Origin of the sequence: Xanthomonas arboricola pv. guizotiae, from assembly GCF_002940205.1 — a bacterium.
Classification (GTDB): Bacteria; Pseudomonadota; Gammaproteobacteria; order Xanthomonadales; family Xanthomonadaceae; genus Xanthomonas; species Xanthomonas arboricola_C.
In genome coordinates, this window is the sequence record NZ_MDSK01000002.1 from 86,180 (window position 1) to 108,298 (window position 22,119).

Below are 22,119 nucleotides of genomic sequence, written 5' to 3' on the forward strand. Positions count from 1 at the left end.
CAGGGATGGCGCGACTTGGGTCTGGCCGCCTTCCGAGCGCGCCAGTAGATCAGGTCGAAAACATCCATGGAAAAGCAGATCTTCGATGTCGTGCAGCGCGCCTATTTTCCTGGCGATTCCCTGGAGCAAATGCTGGGAAAGATTGCCGAGCAGTTGTCGCAGAGCGCGATCGTGAACAGCGCGGTGTGTGAGTTTGTCGCAGTGGAGAAAGGCGGCCCACCGGTGGTGGATCAGGCAGATGCGCAGCCCATGAGGACGCAGTGTTTTCCTGTCCGGCACGCCCGGCAGGTGCTCGGCACATTGAACGTAACGCCGGCCCAGGGCGGAATGACCCCGCAGGCGATGCTGCTATGCCAGCAGATCGCAAAGTGGTGTGCGTACCTGATCAAGCGCGATGCCGCGCGAGCGTTCGCGCAAGACCGGTTCGGTCGCGCGCCGTCGCTGGTGGGCGTGAGCGAAGAGGTCTGGACGATCGATGAATTCGTCGAGCAAGCGGCATACAGTCGGCTGCCGGTCATCCTGCGCGGCGAGTTCGGTACTGAAAAGGAGCATGTGGCGGTCCTGCTGCATGCCACCGCGCCCTGGCAGGAGGGGCCGTTCGTTGCGGTCGATTGCGCGGCTGCCGGCGACGCACCGGCAGCATGGTGCGAGCGCGCAGCAGCAGGAACGCTGTTCCTGCAGGGCGTGGACGAGCTCGACGACACGCTGCAGCGTCAGTTGGCCGGGCATCTCTGGCGCTGCTACGAGCCACGATTCCCTTCGGGTGGCGAAGCCTTGCCGCGGATAGTCGCCTCCACCACCGCCGATTTATCGCGCCGGGTGCGTGCCGGACGCTTTTCGCGGGCATTGCTCTCGCAACTGGACGTCCTGTCGATCGAACTCGCCCCGTTGCGTAAGCGGCGGACAGACCTCGGCTTCCATGTCGAGCGCGTGCTGGAGCGGCATGGACTGGATCACGGTCAGGTGGTTACCGAAACGCTGATGGACACCCTGATTCACTACCCGTGGCCCGAAAACCTCCAGGAACTGGAGCGGGTCGTGCTGCGCCTGGCGGTCATGACTGCCGGCAGGCCGGTCGGAAGCGCCGACATCCAGCGCCACGCACCGCGTCTGCTGGATGGCCGGGAGCAAGAAGCGCAGCGCGATGTGGGCTCAACGATGCCGTCGCAGGCCGATGTTCAGGCCAAGCCCACGCTGCCGGAAACGCCGGTCGACTGGATCGATGGCCTCCCGCATCGTCCTGGCCAACGCCTCGCCAGCCTGCACGACGCACTGCGGCGCGCCCTGGTACATCTGGGCGAACACTACGCCGAGCCGCTGAGCTTGGGCGACCTGGCCAGGCAAGCGCACGTCAGCCAGTCGCATCTGGGCTTTTTGTTCCGCGACGAACTCGGCACCCCGTTCAAACCGATGCTGCAGCAGCTGCGTATCGAAAAGGCCAAGGAGCTTTTGCATCGGCAACGCAAGCTGCGCATCACCGAGGTGGCGCTGAAGGTGGGCTTCGGTGATCTGAGCCATTTCGAGAAGAGCTTCCGTCGGTTGGTGGGGGTGAGTCCGCGTGAGTTCCGCAACGCCGGAACAGGCAGTGGGATCGACTAACCCCGAATAACCGTGTCCTAGCGCTTCGTGCTGGGCCCCTTACAGATGGCCCAGCACGAAGTCCTATTGCGACAAATCCGATCGACTCATGCCCCTCGCTAACACAAGCATCCACGTGCAACTTTCAGGTTTGCTGCTGGAGGGTGGCAGTCTGCATTCCACCGCCCGGCGCGGCTACCAGTTCTACGACGATCACGGCCGCATGATTCGAGTCTAAGATGTTATAGGTGTTGCCAACGATCAGAGTAATCCGATGGCCGCTGGTTGATTGAATCAACCAACTTTATAGATGGAAAGAGGGCTTCCATCTAGATTTGTGATGGGTAGAGGTGTGACTGTAGTGCTTCCATTGCCGCCATTTTGTATCACAGTGCTCTCGCTTGCCATGGACGACGCATGAATGAAATATCCCCCTGGCTTGGTTACTATGTGTTCTTTCTCCGTGGGGACCCAATCTGAAAGTACAATGTGGAAGTCGGGGCTTATATCCACCGTGCCCGCGCCATTCGAATGCAAAGAAGTGGCTGCGCGACTTTTCTCGTAATCCGTGTACAATTTAGCGACGCCCTTATGGTGATCAAAGCAGATTTCGAAGCAGAATTTTTTTCCGCCAATATAAATGCAATTATTCCGCCTGGAGTCAGGTGCGTAGAATTGATTTTCAGTGGTGACACCTTCCAGTTCGAAAAAGCCAACTCTTTTTTCATAAGTAAATATTGGCTGGCCGTTAAGTAGTACGTAGGCTTTGTTCTGGTAGATATGAAAGTGGTTCAATTTCGCTAAGTCACCGCCAATCCATTGCAGCGCATAGTATAGCCAGTATAATTGATCGGAAGCCCCAAGATTTATCGCATTTTTATTTCCTCTATGCTCTTGGGCGAATGTCGTGTTCAAAAAGTCTGTTTGTAGGCGTTCGACTAGTTTTTCGTTGCGGCTCAGATTTTTGAGTCCGCCACCTCTTTTCAACATTTTAGATAGGGGCCTGATGAATGGCTTTCGGAATGCTATGGTCCCAGGAATCAGTAGCATGCGCGGATAATCTAAGCTAATTTTCTTCAATTCTAGAATTAATAAGTCCTTTTCGTCTTCTGGCATCGCTCGTGCGGCTGATTCGTGGTCTCTGGCTCTTGTGAAGTAGTATTCTGGAAGAGTTAGAATTGAATCAAAGCGTGGGCTGGAGTCTATCTTTTCATAATTTTCTTCATTTACTTTTTCTTGCAGAGTTCTGCATGCTTCGCGCAGTTGGGAAATGCGGAAGATGTTACCTTTTGTCATGTGTTGAATATTATTGCGGGACCATATTCCTACCAGGAATTTCATGGGGTTTCCTCGCGGATTGAGGTGCATCTTGTTGCGTATAGAACTTTTCAAGATGCGGGCCGATAGTGAAGAAATTAAGGTTGGGTGTCTGAGTTATGGCCCAACACTTCCATTTGGAAATATCTTTCAAATTGTGAAGATTATTTCCGCAATTAAAGGATGGGGATCCGGCGCTCAAAATATTTTTGGTAATTCATCTTTGAGTGACATAGGCGGGTGCCTGTGCCAGTCGGGTTTGGGGCGGCGGTTTCTACAAAAGCTCAGCCCTTCACGCGGCACGAGAAGGAAATGGTTCAGTTGTTCTCGGTCAAATAGTCCGGTAGCACCAAGGTGCTTTTTTCCTGGATCTATCGCTGCGTGCTGTTGATTGCTTCGGTGACTGTGCGGCTTGCGCTTCAGTAATGTGCGAGATTTTCTTGGTTATTTATATTGTTTTATTGAATTTGTAAGAGTGCGTTAGTCAAGGCGCGCTCGGATCGGACAAATTCGAATAACTCAGGTCGATCTCCAGTCCATCGCAGGGCGTGCCGGGAAGCGACAGCACCGCATCCTGTTCGTATTGCCAGAGCATGGCCTGGGAATAGCCGCAGGCGGTCGGGTCGGCGGGCTGGATGTGCTGGATGTCGCCGACGTACAGATGGCGCCCTGCCGTCGAGACGCGCCAGGTCCAGACGCGCAGGGAGGGGCCGGGGCCGATCCGCGACAGTAATTCCACTGCGCGCGCATGCGAGCAATACAGACCTGGCGAGTAGCCATGCTCCACCCGTCCGGCGATCCACATGCGGATGTAGTCGATGGCGGCCTGGGGCGGGCTGCCGCCATCTTCCCAGTCGAGATAGACCACCGTGCCGTCAGGGAAGCCTTCGGCGCGCGCCAGCGCCGCCGCCTGTGCGCCATCGATACTGCCTTGTCGGGCGGTGACGTCGTGCGAACCGGGGCCGACCGTCTGCTGGCCGAGGTAGACGGGCGCCAGGCCCCAGCCTTGCGCGGTCAATGCGTCACGTTGGCCCATCCAGCCGGCATCGGCATGGCTCGGCGCCGGTGCCAGGTAATAACCGCACCATGCCAGGTCGGTCTGGGTCTTGAGCCAGTCGAGGGCGGGCAATCCGGGGAATTGATCGGTGTCGAAGCCTGCGTAGAACGTCATGTCGGAGTTCCTTCGGATCGGGCGTTGGCTGGGCCGGGTCGAGAGAGGGCCGGAGCGAATGGGCTGCACTGCTGATTCGACGTTGCGGCAGGGAATCGGGTGACCGGTTTCCTGGAGAACCGGATGGTTCACCGCAACAACCGGCGTCACCGCAACGCCGAAACGCATCGATCCGTCAGCTGGCTGTTCCGTCGTCGGCGTTCGGATTCGCCGGCGACGTGGCTGCCATCGCCTGCTCGGTCTGCTGCTGTGCGGCGGCAACCGCAGCGGCGGCGGCCTGGTCGGCCTGCTGCAGTGCCTGGTTCGCGCTGTCGACCGCCTGGTTGTTGGCGGCTGCGGCGGTCGCTGCGGTTGCGGCCTGCATGGCCGCCTGCACTGCCCTATCGCTGGCCGCCATCGCCTGATCGATCTGGGCTTGCGCCGCTTTCAGCGCGGCTTCGATCTGCGACGATCCTGGCGACTGCGCAGTGGTGGTTGGTGTCGGGCCCGGGGGCGTGGGCAGGGTATCGTCGGACATGCGGGTGTCTCCTGAAGTGGAAGCGGGATGGAGCGGGGCAACGGCATCGCTTCGCGGCGTCTGCATCGGCGCCGGAAGTGACGCGGTCTCGGTCGGGCGCTGCGCTGCGAGCGTGCGCAGCATCTCGCCCAGTGCGTGTTCGGCCTGCGTCACGGTCTGGCGTGCCGCCGCCACGGCGGCTGCGCGACCTGCACGCACTGCGTCGCGAGCCGCGTCGGCGGCGCTGATCGCAGGCGGGGCCTGTTCGGTGGCCGCGGGAAGCGCGCGCGATGCGTTCACTCCGAGGCCTCCGTCTCCGCAGCGTGCGGCGTGGTGCCAGTGGGCGCAGGCGCCGCACCGAAATCGCGCAGCGAGATAACGCCGCCGTTGACCTGCAGCAGCGCAGCCAGGGTGTCGTTGTGCATGGCGAACACGCAGCTGTTGCCATCCTGGCCCAGCACGCCGCGGCTGGGCCGGTTGGCCGCCAGGAAGGCCTGCGCCGACTGCAGGTAGAGGCCGATTGCGTCGTTCGCCGCCTGGTCGCCGCCGTCGCCTCGGTAGCGGGTGTGCTGGACGATCTGCTGTGCCGCCAGCGACAGCCGGGCGAAGCCGATCTGGCGACCGCGGGCCAGCCATTCGGCAACGCTGCGTTCGACCTCGTTGGGCGAGGGCAGCCCCTGGAGCTGTGGGCAATCCAGGGTGGTGAACAACTGCGGCAGCAGCGTCTGCAGCGCCGAGGCCGCCGCATGCGCACGCTCGTCCTCAGCGGCGATGGTGGCAGTGCAGGCCAGATAGAAGCGGTAGTAATCGCAGAATTCCAACGGCGTGCGCGCCTGTTCGATGGCGAATGCCGCCGCCTCCTGTTGCAGTGCCGGCGTCACGTTGGCCGGCGGCGCATCGGCGGCCAGTTGGCGTAGCGCCAGGCTTTCTTCCAGGTCCAGCGACTGGAACACGCCGGCGTTATCGATCTTCAACTGTGTCAGCAGGCTGCGGCCTGCGGCCAGGTCGTTTGCGGTGTACAGGGCGTTGTCGCGGAAGATCCGCTGCAGCTGCGCCTTGACCACCGAGCCGGTGTCGCCGGCTTCTGCCTGCGCCAGCGTGCCCAGGTCGGTCGGGCTCAAGGTCATCAGCTTGACCGGGCTGACCTTCAGTTCCAGCTGCGGCAACAAGCTCAGGCGCGAGCCATGCAGGCCTTGCTGCACCTCGTCGAGCAAGCTGCTCTCGTCGGGGAAGTCGTAGCGCACACCGGGCGACTGGATCGCCCAGGCCAGCCATTGCGTGCCTCCATCGATGAAGGCCAGGCACTGCCTGCCCAGCGTGGAGAGCATCGTCGGCATCGAGATGAGGCGGCCTGCGATCGAAACGGACATTGCATGACTCCTTGTGGTTTCAGCCAGCGGGGAAGTTCTTCAGCACCAGGCCGGCCGCCGAACCGATCCTGGCAAAGTCGTCGGTGGCGCCCTGCATCAGCGCCTGCGCCTGGGTGAGCGCGGTGACGTATCTGTCATCGCCGGTGGCCAGGTATTGCGCCATCGCCACGCCAACGGCCGTGGTTGCGATCGTGGACACGTTGCGCAGCGCGTCGGTGGCGTCCTGCACGGCGATAGCGGTCGATTGCGCGACCGATTGGTAGGCCTTGCCGGCCCCGCTGGTCAGCACGACCTGCGGGCTCATGGTCGCCAGCTGCACCTGGTTGATGACATCGATGACCTGCGCATTGACCTTTGTCGGTTCCATCTTGGTTCCCATGGAATGATCGGCCGCCTTTCAATGAGGCCTGGTGGTAGGGGGAGCTGACCTCATCTCTGCAGACGGCCTATGACTGAGCAGGCGGCGCAGGTGCAGGTGCAGCGCTAGATGCAGATGCAGGTGCAGCAGGAGCAGCAGGTGCAGATGCAGGAACAACAGGGGATGTGCCAGCAGCTGCAGTTGCGGGTGAAGTTGCGGGCGCAGCAGCAGGAGCATCAGGAGTGGCAGCATCATTGGGGCCGGCACCGGGGGCGGGGGGAGTGGCGGGCAGGGGCGGCGGTACGCTCAGCGCATGCACTTCCATGAGGTCGGCGGTGGCGGTTGCGGCATCTGCCGAAGCGCCTTGTGCTTGCGTCTTCAGCACGTCGACGGCCACCTTGGCTTCCGCCGCGGCGGCGGCGATGAGCGCTGCAGGCGGGGGCGGTACGGGGGGCGGGCCAGGCAACGGGGCCACTGTCGGTGGTGGTCCGGGTGGTGCAGGCGGTGGTGGTGGCGGAACCGGGAACGGTGCCGAGATCATCTTGGCGCAGGCGGCGGTGATCGCTGCTGCATTGATCATGCCGGCGCCTTGCTGCCGGTTGACGGCGTTGTGCATCGCCATGCCCAGCGTCTCCAGCATCACGGCATCGAGCATGCCGAGCGCCTGCGCGGGTGCCTGACCGGTGGTCAGCGTCACGATGCTGCTCACCGCATCGACGATCTGGCTGTTCACGCTACTGTCGTCGATCATGACGAAGTCGCTCCCTTCTGGATGATTAAGGCAAGGATCTGGGTGAGTGCGGCATCGGCAAGGACCTGTCCGCGTTGTTGGCTGGCGACGGCGTTTTCCATTGCCAGCGCGATGGAGTCAGCCAACGCCAGATAGGTCGCTCCCATCGCGAAGGCAGGCGCTTGCGCGATCGCCATCGCCGCACCTGTTGCGGCATTGCCGATCAGGCTGGCGACGCTTGCGGCCTGCGCGCTTGGCTCCATGACGGGGCACCGGCGTCGGCGTTCTAGGCCAACGACGGCCTGCGCTGTTCAACGCCAGCCGACGCCGAGAACAGCACGGTATTCTGTGGTTCGTGCCTGCACGCGTACTGCAAGGCCACGCCATTGGGCACGCGTTCCAGGAATGCAAAATTGCCCTGCGGCACGTTGATCACGCTCTCCAGCTTCCGGCGATAGACCAACGGCTGCGCGCCGGGAATCACCGGCAGGATGCCGTCGAACTCGACGTTGATCACCGCCTTCTGGTGCGGCGCGAACGTCGCCACGATGGTGCGGCCCCGGATCAGTCTGACGAACACGTGCAGGGTGTTGGAGGTGGGGATATGACGTAGTTGCAGCATGAGGCGTCCTTTCTCGATTCGATCAACGAAACCGCGTGGGGTTGGCATCGCATCGCTTAGTCAACCGGGCGCCGCTTGTGCGGCAGCAGCGGCGCCCGGTGGCCGATCAGGTCAGACCGAGGATTTGCCTGGTGGCGACGCCTTCGGATGCGGTATCGACCGAATACAGGGTGGACACGCCCTGGGTGGTCGATGCCTGCATCGTCACGTAGGACTGCTGCTGGTTGTTGGTGGCGTTGTGGGCGGCGTTGGACAGCGCCTGGCTGGTGGCAACGAACAGGTTGCCCATTGCAATCGCCGGCGCATCGCCGAGGACCTTGGTGTTGACCTGGGAAACGGAATCGGTGATCTGGCTGTTGACGGCGGTCGGAAAGGCCATGGTGATAACTCCTTGAGGTAGTGAAGAAATGAAGACGCTGCGGCGTTAGCGGTTAGCCGAGAATCTTCTTGGTGGCGGCACCCGTGGCGCCGGTATCGAGCGAATACAGCAGCGAAACGCCCATCGTGGTTGCTGCCTGTGCGGTGACATACATCTGTTGTTGCGCGAGTGTTGCGTTGTGTGCCGCGTTCGCCAGCGCCTGCGCGGTGGCCTGGTACAGATTGCCCATGGCTGCGGCAGGTGAGCTTCCCAGCACTTGCAGGTTGGCCTGGGTAACCGAATCGGTAATTTGGTCGTTGACGGCGGTGGGAAATGCCATGCGCGGATGTCCTTGGCGTTAGCCGGGCCGTCAGACGCCCAGGATCTGCTTGGTGACCACGCCGGTACTGGCGGTGTCGATGGAGTACAGGGTGGCCACGCCCATGGTGGTGGCCGATTGCGCGGTGACATAGCTCTGCTGCTGCGCGTTGGTCGCGTTATGGGCGGCATTGGCCAGCGCTTGTGCGGTGGCCTGGTACAGGTTGCCCATGGCGATGGCCGGGGCGTCGCCCAACACCTTGGTATTGACCTGAGTAACGGAATCGGTGATCTGATTATTGACTGCAGTCGGAAATGCCATTTTCTTCTCCTAAAGATTCGAGTTAGCGCGAGACGAGCCCAGGCACGCCGGTGCTTAGAATCTGTTTGGTGGCGACACCGGTGGTGGCGGTATCGATGGAGTACAGCGTGGCCACGCCCATCGTGGTGGCCGACTGCGCGGTGACATAACTCTGCTGCTGTGCGTTGGTCGCGTTATGGGCGGCATTGGCCAACGCCTGCGCGGTGGCCTGGTACAGATTGCCCATGGCGATGGCGGGGGCGTCGCCCAGCACCTTGGTATTGGCTTGTGTGACGGAGTCGGTGATCTGGTCGTTGACGGCGGTTGGAAATGCCATGCTTTTCTCCCTGTTTCTCGAATGAGTGAAGCGCTTGAACAAACGTGACGAAGTCGAGGTTTGGCAGGCGGCCTGCCTGTCCGGAGATGTGCTGCAGTGGCACCGCATCACCGTGGAGAAACAGTAGATCTCCTGCGTCTGGAAAAATTGGCTTAAACGACGGCAATGCCGGGCTTATCGACGTGAAGCCCGATCCGCTTTAGAACGGCATGCATGTCGATGCGGCGATTTGGAACGCCGTGCGGGGAATTCATGGATAAAGCGCAACGGCGTTTGCATAAACACGCTGCACGACTCCCGTACCTTCCGTTTATCTCGGCCCGGATCCGATAGCTTGCGTTCGCTTGGTGGCGTGTGACGCGCGCCTTGTCGCAACGACAGGTTGCCGTTGCGCGGTCAGACAGGGCTTCGCGGACGCGGACGCTGACGCTGAAGTGGGAGAGGGTGCGCTGTCTACGACTGCTTGAACGGCTGTAGCGCACTGGTTTGCGTTCGCAGCGCGCCGGGCCGCGAGCTGTCCGCGACGGTGTGCGGTATCGCCTGGCGAGCGCTTATCGGCGGCGCTGCGTGCCAGGCGTGGGCGGTATGACCACACCCGTCGCTCCGGTGGAGGCCGCATGCAGAGGCATGGCGCACTTGCTGCTGGTGCACGGCGTTGCCCCACATCCCGGCGTGAGCGATTGACACAAGACCTCAACGACGTCTGTGTCGTACCGCATCCACGCAGGCAGGATGACACGCGCACGCGCATGCGGTGCCCGACAACGCCTACGGGTGCTGTCGGATGTACGGCGCGTTAGCGCTTGCTCAGTGTCTGCACCGCTTCCACCAACACCCCGACATGGTCGGGATTCATGTCCGGCGACATGCCGTGGCCGAGGTTGAAGACATGGCCTTCGCGCGAGCCGCCGTTGCCTTGCGCGTAGCTGTCCAGGGTCTTGCCGACCTCGGTGCGGATTGCCTCGGGCGAGCCGTACAGGGTGGCCGGGTCCAGGTTGCCCTGCAGGGCGACGCGGCCGCCGGCGCGCTGGGCGGCGTCGGCCAGCGCGATGGTCCAGTCCACGCCGACCGCTTCGGCGCCGCTGGCGGCCAGATCGGCCACGTAGGCGCCGTTGCCCTTGCCGAACAACACCAGCGGGGTGCGCTCGGCGCCGTCGCCGCGTTCCAGCTCGCGCGCGATGCGGGTGAGGTAGGGCAGCGAGAATTCGCGGTACATCGCCGGCGACAACACGCCGCCCCAGGTGTCGAACACCTGCAACGCCTGTGCGCCGGCCGCGCGCTGCGCGGACAGGTAGGCGATCACCGCATCGGTGACGGTGCCGAGCAGGTGATGCAGCACCTCCGGCGCGTTGAAGGCCATGGCCTTGATGCGCGCGTATTCCTTGCTGCCGCCGCCTTCGATCATGTAGCAGGCCAGCGTCCACGGGCTGCCGGAGAAGCCGATCAGCGGCACCGCGCCATCCAGCTCACGGCGGATCAGGCGCACCGCATCCATCACGTAACGCAGCTCGGTTTCCATGTCCGGCACGCCCAGCCGATGGATCGCGGCGGCATCGCGCACCGGATGGCGGAACTTGGGGCCTTCCCCTTCGACGAAATACAGCTCCAGGCCCATCGCATCGGGAATGGTCAGGATGTCGGAGAACAGGATCGCCGCATCCAGCGGAAAGCGTTGCAGCGGCTGCAGCGTCACTTCGCAGGCGATCTCGGGATTCTTGGCCATGCCCAGGAAACTGCCGGCGCGCGCACGGGTGGCGCGGTATTCCGGCAGGTAGCGGCCGGCCTGGCGCATCAGCCACACGGGAGTGCGGTCCACGGGCTGACGGTTCAGGGCGCGCAGCAGGCGATCGTTCTTGAGCATGGGAGGTGTGTCCTCAGCGCGGCGCGTCGGCGCCGCCGGTGATGAGTTGGAAGCCGCGTTTGAGGTGGGTGTTGCGTGCCTTGTCGAAGGCCCGGTCCGCTTCGTCCTGCAGCAGGTATTGGTCGCGTCGCAACTGCGAGCGTCCACCGATCTCGCCGCTCTCGCGCAACAGCTCCCAGCCACCGAACAGATCCGGTTGCAGGGTCAGCTGGACGTAGCGGAGCGGCGCGTTGCCGCCAGGATCGTGTTGCAAGTGGATGCGCATGGCGCCGATTGTAGCCGGGCGCTGCTGAAGGTTGGGAGCAGTGGGCGCGCCGGGTTGCTCCGCTTGCGAAGGGAGCGTTGGCAAGCAGGGATGGCGTAGGAGCGCACCTGGGCGCGATGGGGATTTACCGGCAAGCCCTGTCGCGCCCGGGGCCGCTCCTACGAATGTGCCGGAGACAAGTGGCGTCGCTCAGCCCGCCAGGATCTCCAGCACTGCCGCCTCGTCGACATCGGGGACCACCTCGGCCTTGCCGATGCCGCGCCACAACACCAGCCGCAGGCGGCCGGCGATGTTCTTCTTGTCCAGCCGCATGCGCCCCAGCAGCGCCTGCGGCGACAGCCCGGGGGGAATGTCGGTGGGCAGGTCGAAGTCATGCAGCAGCGCGCGCAGCGCCTCGGTGTCCTGCGCAGCGCTCATGCCCAGCGCGGCCGACAGCCGCGCGGCCAGCACCATGCCCACCGCGACCGCTTCGCCATGGTTGAGGTTGTCGTTGCCGGGCGCGCCGTAGCCTTGTTCGGTCTCGATCGCATGGCCGAAGGTGTGGCCCAGGTTGAGCAGGGCACGCTCGCCCTTTTCCAGCGGGTCGCGCGCCACGATGTCGGCCTTGTGTTCGCAACTGCGCGCGATCGCCTGCGCCAGGGCATCCGCATCGCCCTCCAGCAGCGCGCGGCGTTCGGCATGCAGCCACTGGAAGAACAGCGGGTCGCGGATGGCGCCGTACTTGATCACCTCGGCCAGCCCGGCGCGCAGCTCGCGCGCGGGCAGGGTATGCAAGGTGTCGGTATCGGCGATCACCGCGCGTGGCGGATGGAACGCGCCGACCAGATTCTTGCCCTGCGGGATGTCCACCGCGGTCTTGCCGCCGACCGAGGAATCCACCATCGCCAGCAGGCTGGTGGGCAGTTGCACGCAGTCCACCCCGCGCATCCAGCAGGCCGCCGCGAACCCGGCCAGATCGCCGACCACGCCGCCGCCGAGCGCGAACACGCAGGCGTCGCGTGTGGCGCCCAGCTCGGCCAATGCGGCGATCGCGGCGCCGAAATTGTCCAGCGTCTTGGAGGCTTCGCCGGCGGCGATCACCAGCTCGCCCAGTTGCAGGTCCGGGCGCGCCTGCAGCAGCGCCTTGCGCACGCCGGCGGCGTACTGCGGGGCCACCTGCGAGTCGCTGAGCAGCAAGACGTGGCGGCCGCGCACATGGCTGGCCAGGCGCGCGCCGTCGGCCAGCAGACCGGGCGCAATGGTGATGGTGTACGGCTGCGCGCCGTCGACATCGACGCTGCGCGAGGAACGGGGAAGTGTCATGCGGGGGGACTCGACATGCGCCATTGCGCGGCCAGGCGCAGCACCAGCTGCGCGGTGGCCTCGGCGGGGGAGAAGTGATCGGTTTCCAGGCTGAGGTCGGCGACCTCCTGGTACAGCGGGGTGCGCTGCGCGGCCATCGCATGCAATACCTGCTCGCGGTCGGCGCGTTGCAACAGCGGCCGGTTGCGGTCGCGCGCCAGCCGGGTGAGCTGGGCCGGCACGCTGACATGCAGGTACACCACGAAGCCGCGCGCGCGGATGCGCTGGCGGTTGAGCGGATCCAGCACCGCACCACCGCCGGTGGAAATCAGCTTGTTGTTCTGCTCCAGCAGCGTCTGCAGGGTATGGACCTCGTGCTGGCGGAACCGCGCTTCGCCGTGCTGTTCGAAAATGGCCGGGATGCTGCTGCCGACCTGCTCGACGATGGCCTGATCCACGTCGACGAACTCCAGCCCGAAGCGCTCGGCCAGACGGCGGCCGATGCAGCTTTTTCCGGCGCCCATCGGGCCGACCATCACGAGATTGGGAGCGGGGTTCATGCGCAGCGATCGTAGCATCCGGGCCGGCGCACCGGGCCAATCGGCGTGGACTGACACCATTCCGGCGCGGCGACCGTCGGCTGCGCGCAGCAGCATCGACACCCACGCTGCGCGGACAACGGCTGGGGCGACCACTGAAGATGGAGTGTCTGCACGCAACCGGTGGCGTGTGCCTGGCAGCCCGGCGGCAGTGACGCGAAGATGCCCAACAGCACGCGCGCGCCTTAGGTTCCAGGCATCAGCCGCAGGTCCTGGCAGCGGGCGCGGGTCTGTCGACCGCTGCGCATAGGCGAAGCTGGCGCGATGCGCCCACAATAGGCGTCCATCGTGCCGCCCTCACACCGCCATGACCGATCTGTACGCAGAAGCCCTTGCCACCTTTACCGCGCTGTACGCCGAGGCGCAGGCCGGCGCCGAGCTCGAAGCCAGCGCAATGACCGTGGCCACCGCCAACGTGGATGGCCGGCCGAGCGCGCGCACCGTGCTGCTCAAGGCCTTCGATGCGCGCGGGTTCGTGTTCTACACCCACCTGGACAGCGCGAAGGGCCGCGACCTGCAGACCCATCCGCAGGCCGCCCTGCTGTTCCTGTGGCGCAGCCTGCGCGAGGCCGGCATCCAGGTGCGCATCGAGGGCAGCGTGCAACTGGTCGGCGCGGAGGAAGCCGATGCCTACTTCGCCTCGCGCCCGCGCATGAGCCAGATCGGTGCCTGGGCCTCGCTGCAGTCGCAGACGCTGGGCTCGCGCGAGGAGTTCGACGCGGCCATCGCCAAGGTCGAAGCCACCTTCGAAGGCCGTGCGGTGCCGCGCCCGGATGGCTGGGGCGGGTTCCGGGTGGTGCCGCAGGCGTTCGAGTTCTGGTACGGCGCCAAGTTCCGCCTGCACGAGCGCTGGCGTTACGAGGCCGATGCGGCCAGCCGCTGGAGCAAGCGGATGCTGTATCCGTGAGCGCGCAGGCCGGCTGGCGGGTGCGCGCGGCGGTGGGCGCCGATGCGCAGGCCTTGCTGGCCCTGCGCCTGGCCTTGTGGCCCGATGCCGACGACAGCGTCGCCGAGCTGCAGGCCGCGTTGGCGCTGGCAGACGCCAGCCACCTGCTGGTGGTGGACGACGCGGAGGCGGCGCTGGGCTTTGCCGAGGTGTCGGTGCGCCACGACTACGTCAATGGCACCGAGAGCACGCCGGTGGGCTTTCTGGAAGGCTGGTATGTGAGTCCGGCCTGGCGCGGCCGCGGGCTCGGTCGCGCGCTGGTGGCCGCGGCAGTGGAGTGGACGCGAGCGCAGGGCTGCGCGGAGCTGGCCTCCGATGCGCGGCTGGACGACGGCGGCGCCCAGGCGGCGCATGCGGCATGCGGCTTCGAGCCAACTGAACGGGTGGTCTACTACCGCCTGCAGCTGGCCTGACCGGCTGACTTCCGGCCTTTCTGCCGGTCGCGGACAGTCTGTAGTATGTCCGCCCATTGCACCGCTGCTGCTGCATCACCGCAGCGGCATCTGCATCACCACCGCTGCATGACCAAAGGACAGGACATCGTATGACGCAGTACACCACTGTCGAATTGCACGGCCTGCTGGCCGAGCGCTACCGCGACCAGCCGATCGAGGTCGAACTGATCGACGGGCTGGAGCCGGCCATCAACCTAACCCTGGCCGAGCATGGCGACATGCAGATCCAGGTCGCCGCCTCCGGCTCGCAGGTGTTCGTGTCCACGCTGCTGGCCAATGCCGACCAGGTCAGCGACCGCGCGGCGTTCAACGACGCCTGCCTGCGGCTCAACCCGCTCAATCCCTTGTCCAACCTGGGCCTGGTGCAGGTCGACGGCAAGGACAGCTATGTGGTCTTCGGCGAACTGTCGGCGTCGTCCACGCTCGACCAGATCGACCAGGAAATCCAGACCCTGGCGGCCAATACGCTGGATGCCGCCGAATCTCTCAAGCCGTTCTTTTCCTAAAGGCGTGTTGTCATGAGTATCTTTTCAAAGCTGATCACGCTGCTGCGTGGCACTGCACACGAAACCGGCCAGAAGGCGGTCGACGCCAACGCGCTGCGCATCCTGGACCAGGAAATGCGCGATGCCGGCGCCCAGCTCACGCGCTCGCGCGAGGAGCTGACCAAGCTGATGGCGCAGAGCAAGCTCGCCCAGCAGAAGATCGACGCGCGTGCCGGCAAGATGGCCGAATACACGCGCTATATCGAAGGTGCGCTGGCCAAGAACGACGAGGCACTGGCGCACGACGTGGCGGTCAAGCTGGCGGCACTGGAAAGCGAGGACGCCGGCGACAAGGCCTCCAAGAGCTCGCTGGACCAGTCGGTGGTGACGCTCAAGGCCACCATCCAGAAGACCGAGAACCAGCTGCGCGGCATGCGCCAGCAGATCGACACCGTCAAGGCCACCGATGCGGTGCAGAAGGCGCAGGCGGCGATTGCCGCGCGCCATTCCGGTGCCAGCAGCAAGATGGGTTCGGCACTGGAATCGCTGGAGCGGATCAAGGCGCGTCAGGCCGAAACTTCGGCGCGTATCGAATCGGCCGAAGAGCTGGAGGCGTCCAGCGGCGACGGCGATCTGAACCGGCGTCTGGCCGCGGCCGGCCTGATGGAAGGCGAGTCCAACGCCGCCGCAGTGCTGGCTCGCTTCAAGAAGCCGGCCCAGCTCGGCCACGACGCCGCCGGCGGCAGCGCGCCGCTGATCGGCCAGGTACGCGACGTGCAGCAGGTTCCGCGCAGCGACAGCTGATCCGCCGCACGGCACAGGACGCGCCATGATCATCGTCGGAAAGCTGTTGCGGATAATGCGGCGCCACGTGCGCCGCGTCAGCTGGGGCATGGTGGCGCTGGCACTGCTGGCGCACATGGGCCTGAGCTGGGTGTTGCTGCTGCTGGCCGGCGAGCACAAGCTCGTCGGCCTGGACGCGTTTCCGTACTACTACATGACCACCGCCACCACCATCGGCTACGGCGACCTGTCGCCGGGCTCGGTGGCCGGGCGCTACATCGCCGCGTTCGTGCTGATGCCGGGGGCGGTGGCGTTGTTCGCCACGGTGCTGGCCAAGACCAGCGGCGTGCTCATCACTTTCTGGAGGCGCCACCACATGGGCAAGATGGCTTACGCCGACCTGCGCGGGCACACCATCCTGATCGGCTGGCAGGGCGCAGCGTCCACACGCTTGCTGGAACTGTTGCTGTCCGACACCGCCACCGACGACGAAGGCGTGGTGCTGATCGCCGAGGGCGTGGCGGAAAACCCGATGCCCGACCACATGCGCTTCATCGCCGCCGAGTCGTACACGCATACCGAGGTGTACCTGCGTGCCGGCATCGCCGGTGCGGCGCGGGTGATTGTCAACCCGCCCTCGGACGACCAGACCCTGGCGGCAGTGTTCGCGCTGATGGCACATGCGCCGGCCGCGCACATCGTGGCGCACTTCGACTCGGGCAGCGCCGCGCGGCTGGTCAATTGCCATTATCCGGCGATCGAGTGCACCCGCCCGATGACCGCCGAGATCCTGGCCCGTGCGGCGCAGGACCCGGGCAGTGCGGCGATCACCGCCGAACTGCTGTCGGTGGACGATGGCCCGACCCAGTTCAGCCTGGCCGTGCCCGCGAATGTCCAACCACTGGATTACCGCCGGCTTGCAGCCGATTTCAGCCAGCGCGGTGCGTTATTGCTGGGCCTGCGTGCGCCCGACGGCGCATTGCGCTTGAACCCGCCAGCACGCACCGCTGTCGCCGCCGGTGCCATGCTGTATTACCTGGCCGAGCAGCGCGTGCCGGCGCACGCCATCGCGTGGCAGGCGCTGCGCAGCGAGGCGGCCCCCATTTCCCCATCGCCACAAGGTCTCTGACGATGAGTTTTTTCAGCAAGTTGTTCGGTCAACCACAGCCGCCGCCGTTGCCCACTTCCGGCACTGGCGCCATCGGTCACGCGCTGCCGCTGGGCTTGCGCGTGGGTGGGCAGCTGGAGATCGACACCACGTTGTACCGCATGGCGCCGGAGGCCATGACCGCCGAGTTGCCGGGCGGGCATCAGGGCACTCCGTGCTACGGCCACGTCAATCTGGGCGATGGCTATGCGCTGCATCGGTTCTATCTGGACGACGATGCGTTTTTGCAGGTCACCACCGTGGGCGGCGATCTGGAAGCGATGAAGGCGTTCGTGTATTGCGAAACGGTGAATCCGCCCAGCAAGCAGGCGTTTCAGGAGTTCGTGATGCAGCATCCGCATCTGGGTGCGGCGCAGATCGAGTACGCCGGCAAGCAATGGCAGCGCGCCACGCAATCCACCGACGATGCCGCGCGGATTCCGCCGATCGCCTACGACGAAGTGTTGTACCGCTACCAGCCGCCGCGCCGCGATGGCGATCTGACCCACTACGCCATGCTCTACAGCCGCGATGTGCCGGAGCTGCAGCGCGAAGAATTCCTGCTGGTCACCGGCGAGGATTCCGGCCCGAACGAATTCTGCGTCACCTATGCGGTCGGGATCGATGTCACCGTCGCCGATCTGGATATCACCTGAGCATGCGCGCTCGCCTTCCACTTACCTTGGTCCTGTCATGAACCCGATCAGTCTGCAGAGTTTTCTCGCGTTTCTTTCCTACTTCGGCACCGGCCTGGGCGTGTTGATCGTGGCGGTGGTGCTGGTGACCCTGGTCACCCCGCACAAGGATTTCACCCTGCTGCGGCAGGGCAACGTGGCTGCGGCCACCGCCTTGGCCGGCAACCTGATCGGTGTGGCATTGCCGCTGCATTCGGCCATCACCCATTCGGTGAGCCTGGTCGATGCGCTGATCTGGGGCGCGGTCGCCTGCGGCATCCAGGTCGTGGCGTATCTGCTGGCCAACCTGGTGGCCGGGCGCATCTCGCGGCAGATCACCGACAACGTCACCGCCGCCGGCATCTTTTCGGCCGGCGTGTCGACCGCGGTCGGGCTGATCAATGCCGCGGCGATCACGCCGTAACGGAGCGCAGGCATGAAGCGATCACGCAATCTCAAGCTCACCCTGATGGCCGCGCTGCCGGCCGCCCTGGTCACCGGCTGCGGCTCGGAGCCGGAAACCGGTGTGGTGCTGCAGTCGGCCTCGGACTGCTACCAGATCAAGCAGGAACAGAGCGACATCCAGCAATGCCTCAAGGCCTACGACGAGGCGGTGACCAAGCATCAGCAGGCGGCGCCGCGCTTCAATACGCGCTACGAATGCGACGAGCAGTTCGGCAGTTGCACGGCGGTGCAGACGGCGCAGGGCCAGCAGAGCTGGATCCCGCCGATGGGCGGGTTCCTGCTGGGCTATGCGTTGGGCAACATGACCGGTGGCGGCGGCTACCGCTATGGCGGCTCGATTCCGCTGTACCGCGATTACCGCAGCGGCGGGTACTACAAGCCCAACGGCGATCTGGCCAGCAACCGCGTCGGCACCGTCCGCGGGCGCAGCGGCGCCATCGACATGCCGTCGCGGGCGATCACCGTGTCGCGCTCGGGTTTCGGCTCCAGTGCGGCGGCGCGCAGTTCGTTCGGTAGCGGCGGGCGCAACTCCGGATACGGCGGCTGACATGCAACGGATCGCAATTGCCGAGCGCCCGGACTGGCGCGAGCAGGCCGAGTCGCTCGGCTTCCATTTCCACACCATCGACGGCGAGCGCTATTGGGACGAAAGCGCGTACTACGCGTTTACGCTGCAGCAGATCGAAGACGACATCGAAGCGCCCACGCAGGAACTGCACGACATGGCGATGCAGTTGGTGGACGAGGTGGTGGGCTCGGACCAGCTGATGACGCAGCTGGCGATCCCGCCGTTCTACTGGGACTGGATCGCCACCTCGTGGAAGAACCGCGACCCGCATCTGTACGGCCGCATGGACCTGGCCTATGCCGGCAACGGCCCGGCCAAGCTGTATGAGCTCAACTACGACACGCCGACCTCGCTGTACGAATCGGCGTATTTCCAGTGGCTGTGGCTGGAACAGCAGATCGCCGCCGGTGCGCTGCCCAAGGGCACCGATCAGTACAACCTGATCCAGGACCTGCTGTGCGAAACCCTGGGCGCGCTGGCGGTGGATGGCGCGATCGGTGCGCAGATGCATTTCTCCGCGGTGCGCGATTCGCTGGAAGACCGTGCCACGGTGCGCTACTTGCGCGACTGCGCGCATCAGGTGGGCATCAGCACCGAGGAAGTGGCCATCGAAGACATCGGCCTCAGCGCCGATGGCTGGTTTACCGATGAGCAGGACCGGGTGATCCACACGCTGTTCAAGCTGTATCCGCTGGAATTCATGATGGAAGAGCGCTTCGGCCCGGCGTTGTGCGCCAACCGCGTGCGCCTGATCGAGCCGGCGTGGAAATCGGTGCTGAGCAACAAGGGCATCCTGCCGCTGTTGTGGGAGCGGCATCAGGGCCATCCCAACCTGCTGCCGGCGCGCTTTGCGCAAGCCGGCCAAGCGCCCACGGCAGGCTGGGTACGCAAGCCGCTGCTGTCGCGCGAGGGTGCCAATATTTCCCTGGTCAGCGCACAGGGCGACGCTGCGCAGACCGATGGCCCGTATGTGGACGGGCCGGCGATCCTGCAGGCGCATCATCCATTGCCGGTGTTCGATGGCCGGCATGCGCTGGTCGGCAGCTGGGTGGTGGCCGATCGTCCGGCCGGGCTGGGCATGCGCGACGACGATGGCCCGATCACCCGCGACACCTCGCGCTTCGTGCCGCACGTGATCGTGAACTGATGCAGCAGCGGGTGCGGCAGCGCCGCTGCGACGCGGTGGTGCCGTCTGGCGCGATCGCCCTTGCATCTGCCCGTGAATGAAGCGCTGCTTGCGCATGGCGCGGGCCGTATGCCAGGCCCGCGCTGCATGACGCAGCTGCCGTCCCGTATCGCCTGGCACACGCTGCAGTCGCGCGCAAGCCCCGCGCTGCCTGCCGCGCAGCGCAGGTTTTCCACACCCCCTGTGGATGGAACTTGCACAAGGCTGTGGACAAGTGGGTGCAGGCCCCGGCCTGCAACGCTGTCAAGATGGCTGGCGAAAAAATGACCAGCCGCTCGCGGATACGTTTTTCCGGTCCCGATCGCAGCGATCTCGACAGGATCGGCAAAGTCGGTTGCGCTATCGGCGATGAGATGTGCCGGCCTGGGTTGCGTCATGCCAACGCGATGTGCCGAGCCTGCAGATCGTGCGAGTCGTGCAGACCGTACACGCGCCGCATGCGATGCGGGCGATACACATCGACTGAGCGCGACGCGTCAGCCCCGCGATCAGTGTTCTCTTCCTTCGATACACCGCACACCCATCACACCCGCCGCGCCACCAACAGGCCCGCCACCGCCAGCAGCAATGCCAGGGCGAACACGCTCAGGTAGGCGGCTGCAGTCGCCGAGGCCAGCAGCGCGGCGAACAAGGCGCCGGCCAGCGCCAGCATGCCGGCCACCGCAATCGCCTCGCTCAACTGCAGCGCCGAACTGTTGGCGCCTTGCTGCGCGGGCGGCGACAGCGACAACGTCAACACCGACAGGCTCGGATACAGCAAGCCCATGCCCAGGCCGGTCAGCGCCCAGCCGGCAATCGCCACCGGCACCGGGATGACCGGCCACACCGCCCCCGCGCTGATCACGATGCCCAGCGACATGAAGCACGCACCGGTCTTGAGCAGGCGTGGGTGCGACCAGCCGGCGCGGCTATGGCCCTGGTACCAGGAGCCACTGAACCAGCCCAGCGCGCCGACGCTCAGCGCCACGCCGGCCAGCAGCGGCGACAGGCCGCGCTCGCGCGACAGCAGCAACGGCAGGAACGCCTCGAAGCCGAAGAAGGCCGCCGCCGCGATGCCGCGCAGCGCGATCACGCTGGGCAGCCCGCGCGCAAGCCGCAGCGTGCCGGCCGGCAACAGCTGCCAGGCGCAGCACACGGTGAGCAGCAATGCCGGCAGCATCGCCAGCAACGCGCTCGTGCCATGCAGCTGCCCGCCCAGATACACGCCGAGCACACCCAAGGCCGCACCCATCGCCCAGCGCAATGCGGAATGCGACGCGCCGGCTGTGTCGCTGGACCAGGTGCGCCCGCGGATCGCCGGCCACAGCATCAGCCCGGCCGGTATCGCGAGCAGCGGCACCGACAGGAACACCCAGCGCCAGCCGACGTGCTGCACGATCAATCCACTGATGCCAGGTCCGATCAGCGACGGCACCACCCAGCCGGCCGAAAACGCGGCAAACACGCGGGGCCGCAATGCTTCCGGATACAGACGCCCGACGATCACGTACAGCGCCACCGAATACGCGCCGGCCCCCAGGCCCTGCAGCAGGCGGCCGGCAATCAGCACCGGCATGCTCGGCGCCAGCCCTGCCACCAGCAGACCGACCACGAAGCACAGCAGGCCGTAAGCCAGCGCCCCGCCGGGGCCACGCCGGTCGCTCCAGCGCCCGGCGGCGGTCATGCCGACCACGCTGGTCGCCAGGGTGCCGCCGAACGCCAGCGCATACAGCGTCAAGCCATTCAAATCGCGCGCGACGGTCGGCATGGCGGCGGCCACCGCCAGCGATTCGAAGGCATTGAGCGATACCAGTGCCACCATGCCCAGCGTTGCGGCGCGGTACGGAGCGGCCAGGATGGAAGTGGGTTGGGCCTCATTGAGTGGCGTGGCGGGCAGGGCGGTATCGGCGGGCATCGAGCATCCAGAAACTGAAGTGTGTAGAGCCATGACCACGAGGCTTGCACCGGTCATGGCCGCGCAGCATCCTGCCTCAACCAAGGTTGAGGTCAAGGCAATGCAGCGTGAGTTGTCCGTGGGCGAAGTGGCCAAGCGCAGTGGCGTGGCGGTGTCGGCTTTGCATTTCTACGAGCGCAGGGGGCTGATCCGCAGCCTGCGCACTGCCGGAAATCAACGCCGCTATGCGCGCGACGTGCTGCGGCGCATCGCCGTGATTCGCGTGGCGCAACGGCTCGGCGTGCCGTTGCAGCAGGTGCTGGATGCGTTCTCGGTGCTGCCGGACCAGCGCACGCCCACGCGTGCGGAATGGGCACGCATGTCGGCACGTTGGCGCGGGCGACTGGATGCGCGCATCGCCGAGCTGCAGGCCCTGCGCGACCAGCTCACCGACTGCATCGGTTGCGGCTGTCTGTCGCTGCGCCGCTGCCGGTTGAGCAACCCGGGCGATGCGCTGGCCCAGGGTGGGGATGGCGCGTTGCGCTTGTCGCGGCTTGCTGCCGACTGAGGTGGCA

28 protein-coding genes and 1 pseudogene are annotated in these 22,119 nt (G+C 65.2%); 12 read left to right on the top strand and 17 right to left on the bottom strand.

What is annotated here, in order from left to right; genetic code table 11:
• Nucleotides 1–66: 66 nt before the first annotated feature.
• Nucleotides 67–1,599 (top strand): AraC family transcriptional regulator, encoded by a 1,533-nt coding sequence (locus XarbCFBP7408_RS01920; RefSeq protein WP_104560892.1) that lies wholly within the window; start codon nt 67–69, stop codon nt 1,597–1,599.
• Between the two features lie 273 nt (nt 1,600–1,872).
• Here XarbCFBP7408_RS01920 and XarbCFBP7408_RS22250 read toward each other — a convergent pair whose 3' ends face one another.
• From XarbCFBP7408_RS22250 to XarbCFBP7408_RS01940, 5 genes are all read right to left on the bottom strand, one after another.
• A complete protein-coding gene (locus tag XarbCFBP7408_RS22250; RefSeq protein WP_146093724.1) occupies nt 1,873–2,919 on the bottom strand; it encodes a hypothetical protein in 1,047 nt (348 codons plus the stop codon).
• Between the two features lie 460 nt (nt 2,920–3,379).
• A complete protein-coding gene (locus XarbCFBP7408_RS01925) occupies nt 3,380–4,066 on the bottom strand; it encodes a glycoside hydrolase domain-containing protein (RefSeq protein WP_104560893.1) in 687 nt (228 codons plus the stop codon).
• 175 nt (nt 4,067–4,241) lie between these two features.
• Complete coding sequence (locus XarbCFBP7408_RS23045; protein WP_258071977.1) at nt 4,242–4,583, bottom strand: hypothetical protein; 342 nt, start codon at nt 4,581–4,583, stop codon at nt 4,242–4,244.
• A 275-nt stretch (nt 4,584–4,858) separates the two neighbouring features.
• The gene (locus XarbCFBP7408_RS01935; RefSeq protein WP_104560895.1) at nt 4,859–5,932 is read right to left on the bottom strand and encodes a hypothetical protein; all 1,074 of its coding nucleotides are present in this window, start codon (nt 5,930–5,932) and stop codon (nt 4,859–4,861) included.
• 19 nt (nt 5,933–5,951) lie between these two features.
• Nucleotides 5,952–6,299, bottom strand: a complete 348-nt coding sequence (locus XarbCFBP7408_RS01940) for a hypothetical protein (protein ID WP_104561083.1) — start codon at nt 6,297–6,299, stop codon at nt 5,952–5,954.
• A gap of 120 nt (nt 6,300–6,419) precedes the next feature.
• On the opposite strand from XarbCFBP7408_RS01940, the gene XarbCFBP7408_RS23050 reads away from it, so the two are divergent.
• The gene (locus XarbCFBP7408_RS23050) at nt 6,420–6,617 is read left to right on the top strand and encodes a hypothetical protein (protein ID WP_258071987.1); all 198 of its coding nucleotides are present in this window, start codon (nt 6,420–6,422) and stop codon (nt 6,615–6,617) included.
• Between the two features lie 214 nt (nt 6,618–6,831).
• On the opposite strand, the pseudogene XarbCFBP7408_RS23055 reads toward XarbCFBP7408_RS23050, so the two are convergent.
• The 11 genes and pseudogenes from XarbCFBP7408_RS23055 to XarbCFBP7408_RS01995 all read right to left on the bottom strand — a co-directional run.
• Nucleotides 6,832–7,041: pseudogene (locus XarbCFBP7408_RS23055) on the bottom strand (RebB family R body protein); the annotation flags it as partial.
• The gene (locus XarbCFBP7408_RS01950; protein ID WP_104560897.1) at nt 7,038–7,283 is read right to left on the bottom strand and encodes a RebB family R body protein; all 246 of its coding nucleotides are present in this window, start codon (nt 7,281–7,283) and stop codon (nt 7,038–7,040) included. The gene XarbCFBP7408_RS01950 and the pseudogene XarbCFBP7408_RS23055, both read right to left, overlap by 4 nt.
• 23 nt (nt 7,284–7,306) lie before the next feature.
• Complete coding sequence (locus XarbCFBP7408_RS01955; RefSeq protein ID WP_104560898.1) at nt 7,307–7,642, bottom strand: hypothetical protein; 336 nt, start codon at nt 7,640–7,642, stop codon at nt 7,307–7,309.
• Between the two features lie 106 nt (nt 7,643–7,748).
• Nucleotides 7,749–8,021 (bottom strand): RebB family R body protein, encoded by a 273-nt coding sequence (locus tag XarbCFBP7408_RS01960; RefSeq protein WP_047696493.1) that lies wholly within the window; start codon nt 8,019–8,021, stop codon nt 7,749–7,751.
• Nucleotides 8,022–8,073: 52 nt separating this feature from the next.
• A complete protein-coding gene (locus XarbCFBP7408_RS01965; protein ID WP_101361696.1) occupies nt 8,074–8,340 on the bottom strand; it encodes a RebB family R body protein in 267 nt (88 codons plus the stop codon).
• Nucleotides 8,341–8,370: 30 nt separating this feature from the next.
• Nucleotides 8,371–8,640 (bottom strand): RebB family R body protein, encoded by a 270-nt coding sequence (locus XarbCFBP7408_RS01970; RefSeq protein ID WP_011051976.1) that lies wholly within the window; start codon nt 8,638–8,640, stop codon nt 8,371–8,373.
• A 22-nt stretch (nt 8,641–8,662) separates the two neighbouring features.
• On the bottom strand, nt 8,663–8,956 hold the full coding sequence (locus XarbCFBP7408_RS01975) for a RebB family R body protein (protein WP_011051975.1): 294 nt from the start codon (nt 8,954–8,956) through the stop codon (nt 8,663–8,665).
• A 796-nt stretch (nt 8,957–9,752) separates the two neighbouring features.
• Nucleotides 9,753–10,817 (bottom strand): uroporphyrinogen decarboxylase, encoded by a 1,065-nt coding sequence (gene hemE, locus XarbCFBP7408_RS01980; protein WP_104560899.1) that lies wholly within the window; start codon nt 10,815–10,817, stop codon nt 9,753–9,755.
• Between the two features lie 13 nt (nt 10,818–10,830).
• The gene (locus tag XarbCFBP7408_RS01985) at nt 10,831–11,082 is read right to left on the bottom strand and encodes a WGR domain-containing protein (RefSeq protein ID WP_104560930.1); all 252 of its coding nucleotides are present in this window, start codon (nt 11,080–11,082) and stop codon (nt 10,831–10,833) included.
• 189 nt (nt 11,083–11,271) lie between these two features.
• Entirely contained in the window at nt 11,272–12,384 is a 1,113-nt protein-coding gene (gene aroB, locus XarbCFBP7408_RS01990) for a 3-dehydroquinate synthase (RefSeq protein WP_104561085.1), read from the bottom strand.
• Nucleotides 12,381–12,923, bottom strand: a complete 543-nt coding sequence (locus XarbCFBP7408_RS01995; RefSeq protein WP_104560932.1) for a shikimate kinase — start codon at nt 12,921–12,923, stop codon at nt 12,381–12,383. The genes aroB and XarbCFBP7408_RS01995 overlap by 4 nt, the downstream gene beginning before the upstream one ends.
• A gap of 346 nt (nt 12,924–13,269) precedes the next feature.
• Between XarbCFBP7408_RS01995 and pdxH the strand changes: the two genes are divergently transcribed.
• The 9 genes from pdxH (at nt 13,270) to XarbCFBP7408_RS02040 (ending at nt 19,632) form a co-directional block, all read left to right on the top strand.
• The gene (gene pdxH, locus XarbCFBP7408_RS02000) at nt 13,270–13,869 is read left to right on the top strand and encodes a pyridoxamine 5'-phosphate oxidase (protein WP_104560934.1); all 600 of its coding nucleotides are present in this window, start codon (nt 13,270–13,272) and stop codon (nt 13,867–13,869) included.
• Nucleotides 13,866–14,321, top strand: a complete 456-nt coding sequence (aac(6'), locus tag XarbCFBP7408_RS02005; protein ID WP_104560936.1) for an aminoglycoside 6'-N-acetyltransferase — start codon at nt 13,866–13,868, stop codon at nt 14,319–14,321. The genes pdxH and aac(6') overlap by 4 nt, the downstream gene beginning before the upstream one ends.
• Before the next feature lie 131 nt (nt 14,322–14,452).
• Nucleotides 14,453–14,869, top strand: a complete 417-nt coding sequence (locus XarbCFBP7408_RS02010) for a YjfI family protein (RefSeq protein WP_104560938.1) — start codon at nt 14,453–14,455, stop codon at nt 14,867–14,869.
• 12 nt (nt 14,870–14,881) lie between these two features.
• On the top strand, nt 14,882–15,652 hold the full coding sequence (locus XarbCFBP7408_RS02015) for a PspA/IM30 family protein (protein ID WP_104560940.1): 771 nt from the start codon (nt 14,882–14,884) through the stop codon (nt 15,650–15,652).
• A gap of 25 nt (nt 15,653–15,677) precedes the next feature.
• Nucleotides 15,678–16,760 carry a potassium channel protein gene (locus tag XarbCFBP7408_RS02020; RefSeq protein WP_104560942.1) on the top strand — a complete coding sequence of 361 codons (1,083 nt, stop codon included), beginning with the start codon at nt 15,678–15,680 and terminating at the stop codon, nt 16,758–16,760.
• Entirely contained in the window at nt 16,757–17,434 is a 678-nt protein-coding gene (locus tag XarbCFBP7408_RS02025) for a YjfK family protein (RefSeq protein ID WP_181106799.1), read from the top strand. The genes XarbCFBP7408_RS02020 and XarbCFBP7408_RS02025 overlap by 4 nt, the downstream gene beginning before the upstream one ends.
• Before the next feature lie 37 nt (nt 17,435–17,471).
• Nucleotides 17,472–17,876 (top strand): DUF350 domain-containing protein, encoded by a 405-nt coding sequence (locus tag XarbCFBP7408_RS02030; RefSeq protein ID WP_104560946.1) that lies wholly within the window; start codon nt 17,472–17,474, stop codon nt 17,874–17,876.
• A 12-nt stretch (nt 17,877–17,888) separates the two neighbouring features.
• Nucleotides 17,889–18,464, top strand: coding sequence for a DUF1190 domain-containing protein (locus XarbCFBP7408_RS02035; protein ID WP_104560948.1), 576 nt, complete (start codon nt 17,889–17,891; stop codon nt 18,462–18,464).
• 1 nt (nt 18,465) lies between these two features.
• Nucleotides 18,466–19,632 carry a glutathionylspermidine synthase family protein gene (locus tag XarbCFBP7408_RS02040; protein WP_104560950.1) on the top strand — a complete coding sequence of 389 codons (1,167 nt, stop codon included), beginning with the start codon at nt 18,466–18,468 and terminating at the stop codon, nt 19,630–19,632.
• Between the two features lie 562 nt (nt 19,633–20,194).
• Here the strand turns inward: XarbCFBP7408_RS02040 and XarbCFBP7408_RS02050 are convergent.
• On the bottom strand, nt 20,195–21,565 hold the full coding sequence (locus XarbCFBP7408_RS02050; protein ID WP_104560954.1) for an MFS transporter: 1,371 nt from the start codon (nt 21,563–21,565) through the stop codon (nt 20,195–20,197).
• 100 nt (nt 21,566–21,665) lie between these two features.
• Between XarbCFBP7408_RS02050 and soxR the strand changes: the two genes are divergently transcribed.
• Nucleotides 21,666–22,112: a redox-sensitive transcriptional activator SoxR gene (gene soxR / locus XarbCFBP7408_RS02055; protein ID WP_104561087.1), complete on the top strand. Its 447-nt coding sequence runs from the start codon at nt 21,666–21,668 to the stop codon at nt 22,110–22,112.
• Nucleotides 22,113–22,119 lie beyond the last annotated feature (7 nt).

Excerpts from the sequence above, each read along its gene's own strand:
- XarbCFBP7408_RS23050 (WP_258071987.1), top strand. The coding sequence starts at position 6,420 with ATGCAGATGCAGGTGCAGCAGGAGCAGCAGGTGCAGATGCAGGAACAA.
- XarbCFBP7408_RS02020 (WP_104560942.1), top strand. The coding sequence starts at position 15,678 with ATGATCATCGTCGGAAAGCTGTTGCGGATAATGCGGCGCCACGTGCGC.
- hemE (WP_104560899.1), bottom strand. The coding sequence starts at position 10,817 with ATGCTCAAGAACGATCGCCTGCTGCGCGCCCTGAACCGTCAGCCCGTG.
- XarbCFBP7408_RS02030 (WP_104560946.1), top strand. The coding sequence starts at position 17,472 with ATGAACCCGATCAGTCTGCAGAGTTTTCTCGCGTTTCTTTCCTACTTC.
- XarbCFBP7408_RS01995 (WP_104560932.1), bottom strand. The coding sequence starts at position 12,923 with ATGAACCCCGCTCCCAATCTCGTGATGGTCGGCCCGATGGGCGCCGGA.
- pdxH (WP_104560934.1), top strand. The coding sequence starts at position 13,270 with ATGACCGATCTGTACGCAGAAGCCCTTGCCACCTTTACCGCGCTGTAC.
- XarbCFBP7408_RS01935 (WP_104560895.1), bottom strand. The coding sequence starts at position 5,932 with ATGTCCGTTTCGATCGCAGGCCGCCTCATCTCGATGCCGACGATGCTC.
- XarbCFBP7408_RS02015 (WP_104560940.1), top strand. The coding sequence starts at position 14,882 with ATGAGTATCTTTTCAAAGCTGATCACGCTGCTGCGTGGCACTGCACAC.
- XarbCFBP7408_RS01970 (WP_011051976.1), bottom strand. The coding sequence starts at position 8,640 with ATGGCATTTCCGACTGCAGTCAATAATCAGATCACCGATTCCGTTACT.
- XarbCFBP7408_RS01940 (WP_104561083.1), bottom strand. The coding sequence starts at position 6,299 with ATGGAACCGACAAAGGTCAATGCGCAGGTCATCGATGTCATCAACCAG.
- XarbCFBP7408_RS01965 (WP_101361696.1), bottom strand. The coding sequence starts at position 8,340 with ATGGCATTTCCCACCGCCGTCAACGACCAAATTACCGATTCGGTTACC.
- XarbCFBP7408_RS23045 (WP_258071977.1), bottom strand. The coding sequence starts at position 4,583 with ATGTCCGACGATACCCTGCCCACGCCCCCGGGCCCGACACCAACCACC.
- XarbCFBP7408_RS22250 (WP_146093724.1), bottom strand. The coding sequence starts at position 2,919 with ATGAAATTCCTGGTAGGAATATGGTCCCGCAATAATATTCAACACATG.
- XarbCFBP7408_RS01925 (WP_104560893.1), bottom strand. The coding sequence starts at position 4,066 with ATGACGTTCTACGCAGGCTTCGACACCGATCAATTCCCCGGATTGCCC.
- soxR (WP_104561087.1), top strand. The coding sequence starts at position 21,666 with ATGCAGCGTGAGTTGTCCGTGGGCGAAGTGGCCAAGCGCAGTGGCGTG.
- XarbCFBP7408_RS01920 (WP_104560892.1), top strand. The coding sequence starts at position 67 with ATGGAAAAGCAGATCTTCGATGTCGTGCAGCGCGCCTATTTTCCTGGC.
- XarbCFBP7408_RS02035 (WP_104560948.1), top strand. The coding sequence starts at position 17,889 with ATGAAGCGATCACGCAATCTCAAGCTCACCCTGATGGCCGCGCTGCCG.
- XarbCFBP7408_RS01950 (WP_104560897.1), bottom strand. The coding sequence starts at position 7,283 with ATGGAGCCAAGCGCGCAGGCCGCAAGCGTCGCCAGCCTGATCGGCAAT.
- XarbCFBP7408_RS01975 (WP_011051975.1), bottom strand. The coding sequence starts at position 8,956 with ATGGCATTTCCAACCGCCGTCAACGACCAGATCACCGACTCCGTCACA.
- XarbCFBP7408_RS01960 (WP_047696493.1), bottom strand. The coding sequence starts at position 8,021 with ATGGCCTTTCCGACCGCCGTCAACAGCCAGATCACCGATTCCGTTTCC.
- aroB (WP_104561085.1), bottom strand. The coding sequence starts at position 12,384 with ATGACACTTCCCCGTTCCTCGCGCAGCGTCGATGTCGACGGCGCGCAG.
- XarbCFBP7408_RS01985 (WP_104560930.1), bottom strand. The coding sequence starts at position 11,082 with ATGCGCATCCACTTGCAACACGATCCTGGCGGCAACGCGCCGCTCCGC.
- XarbCFBP7408_RS02050 (WP_104560954.1), bottom strand. The coding sequence starts at position 21,565 with ATGCCCGCCGATACCGCCCTGCCCGCCACGCCACTCAATGAGGCCCAA.
- XarbCFBP7408_RS01955 (WP_104560898.1), bottom strand. The coding sequence starts at position 7,642 with ATGCTGCAACTACGTCATATCCCCACCTCCAACACCCTGCACGTGTTC.
- XarbCFBP7408_RS02010 (WP_104560938.1), top strand. The coding sequence starts at position 14,453 with ATGACGCAGTACACCACTGTCGAATTGCACGGCCTGCTGGCCGAGCGC.
- XarbCFBP7408_RS02040 (WP_104560950.1), top strand. The coding sequence starts at position 18,466 with ATGCAACGGATCGCAATTGCCGAGCGCCCGGACTGGCGCGAGCAGGCC.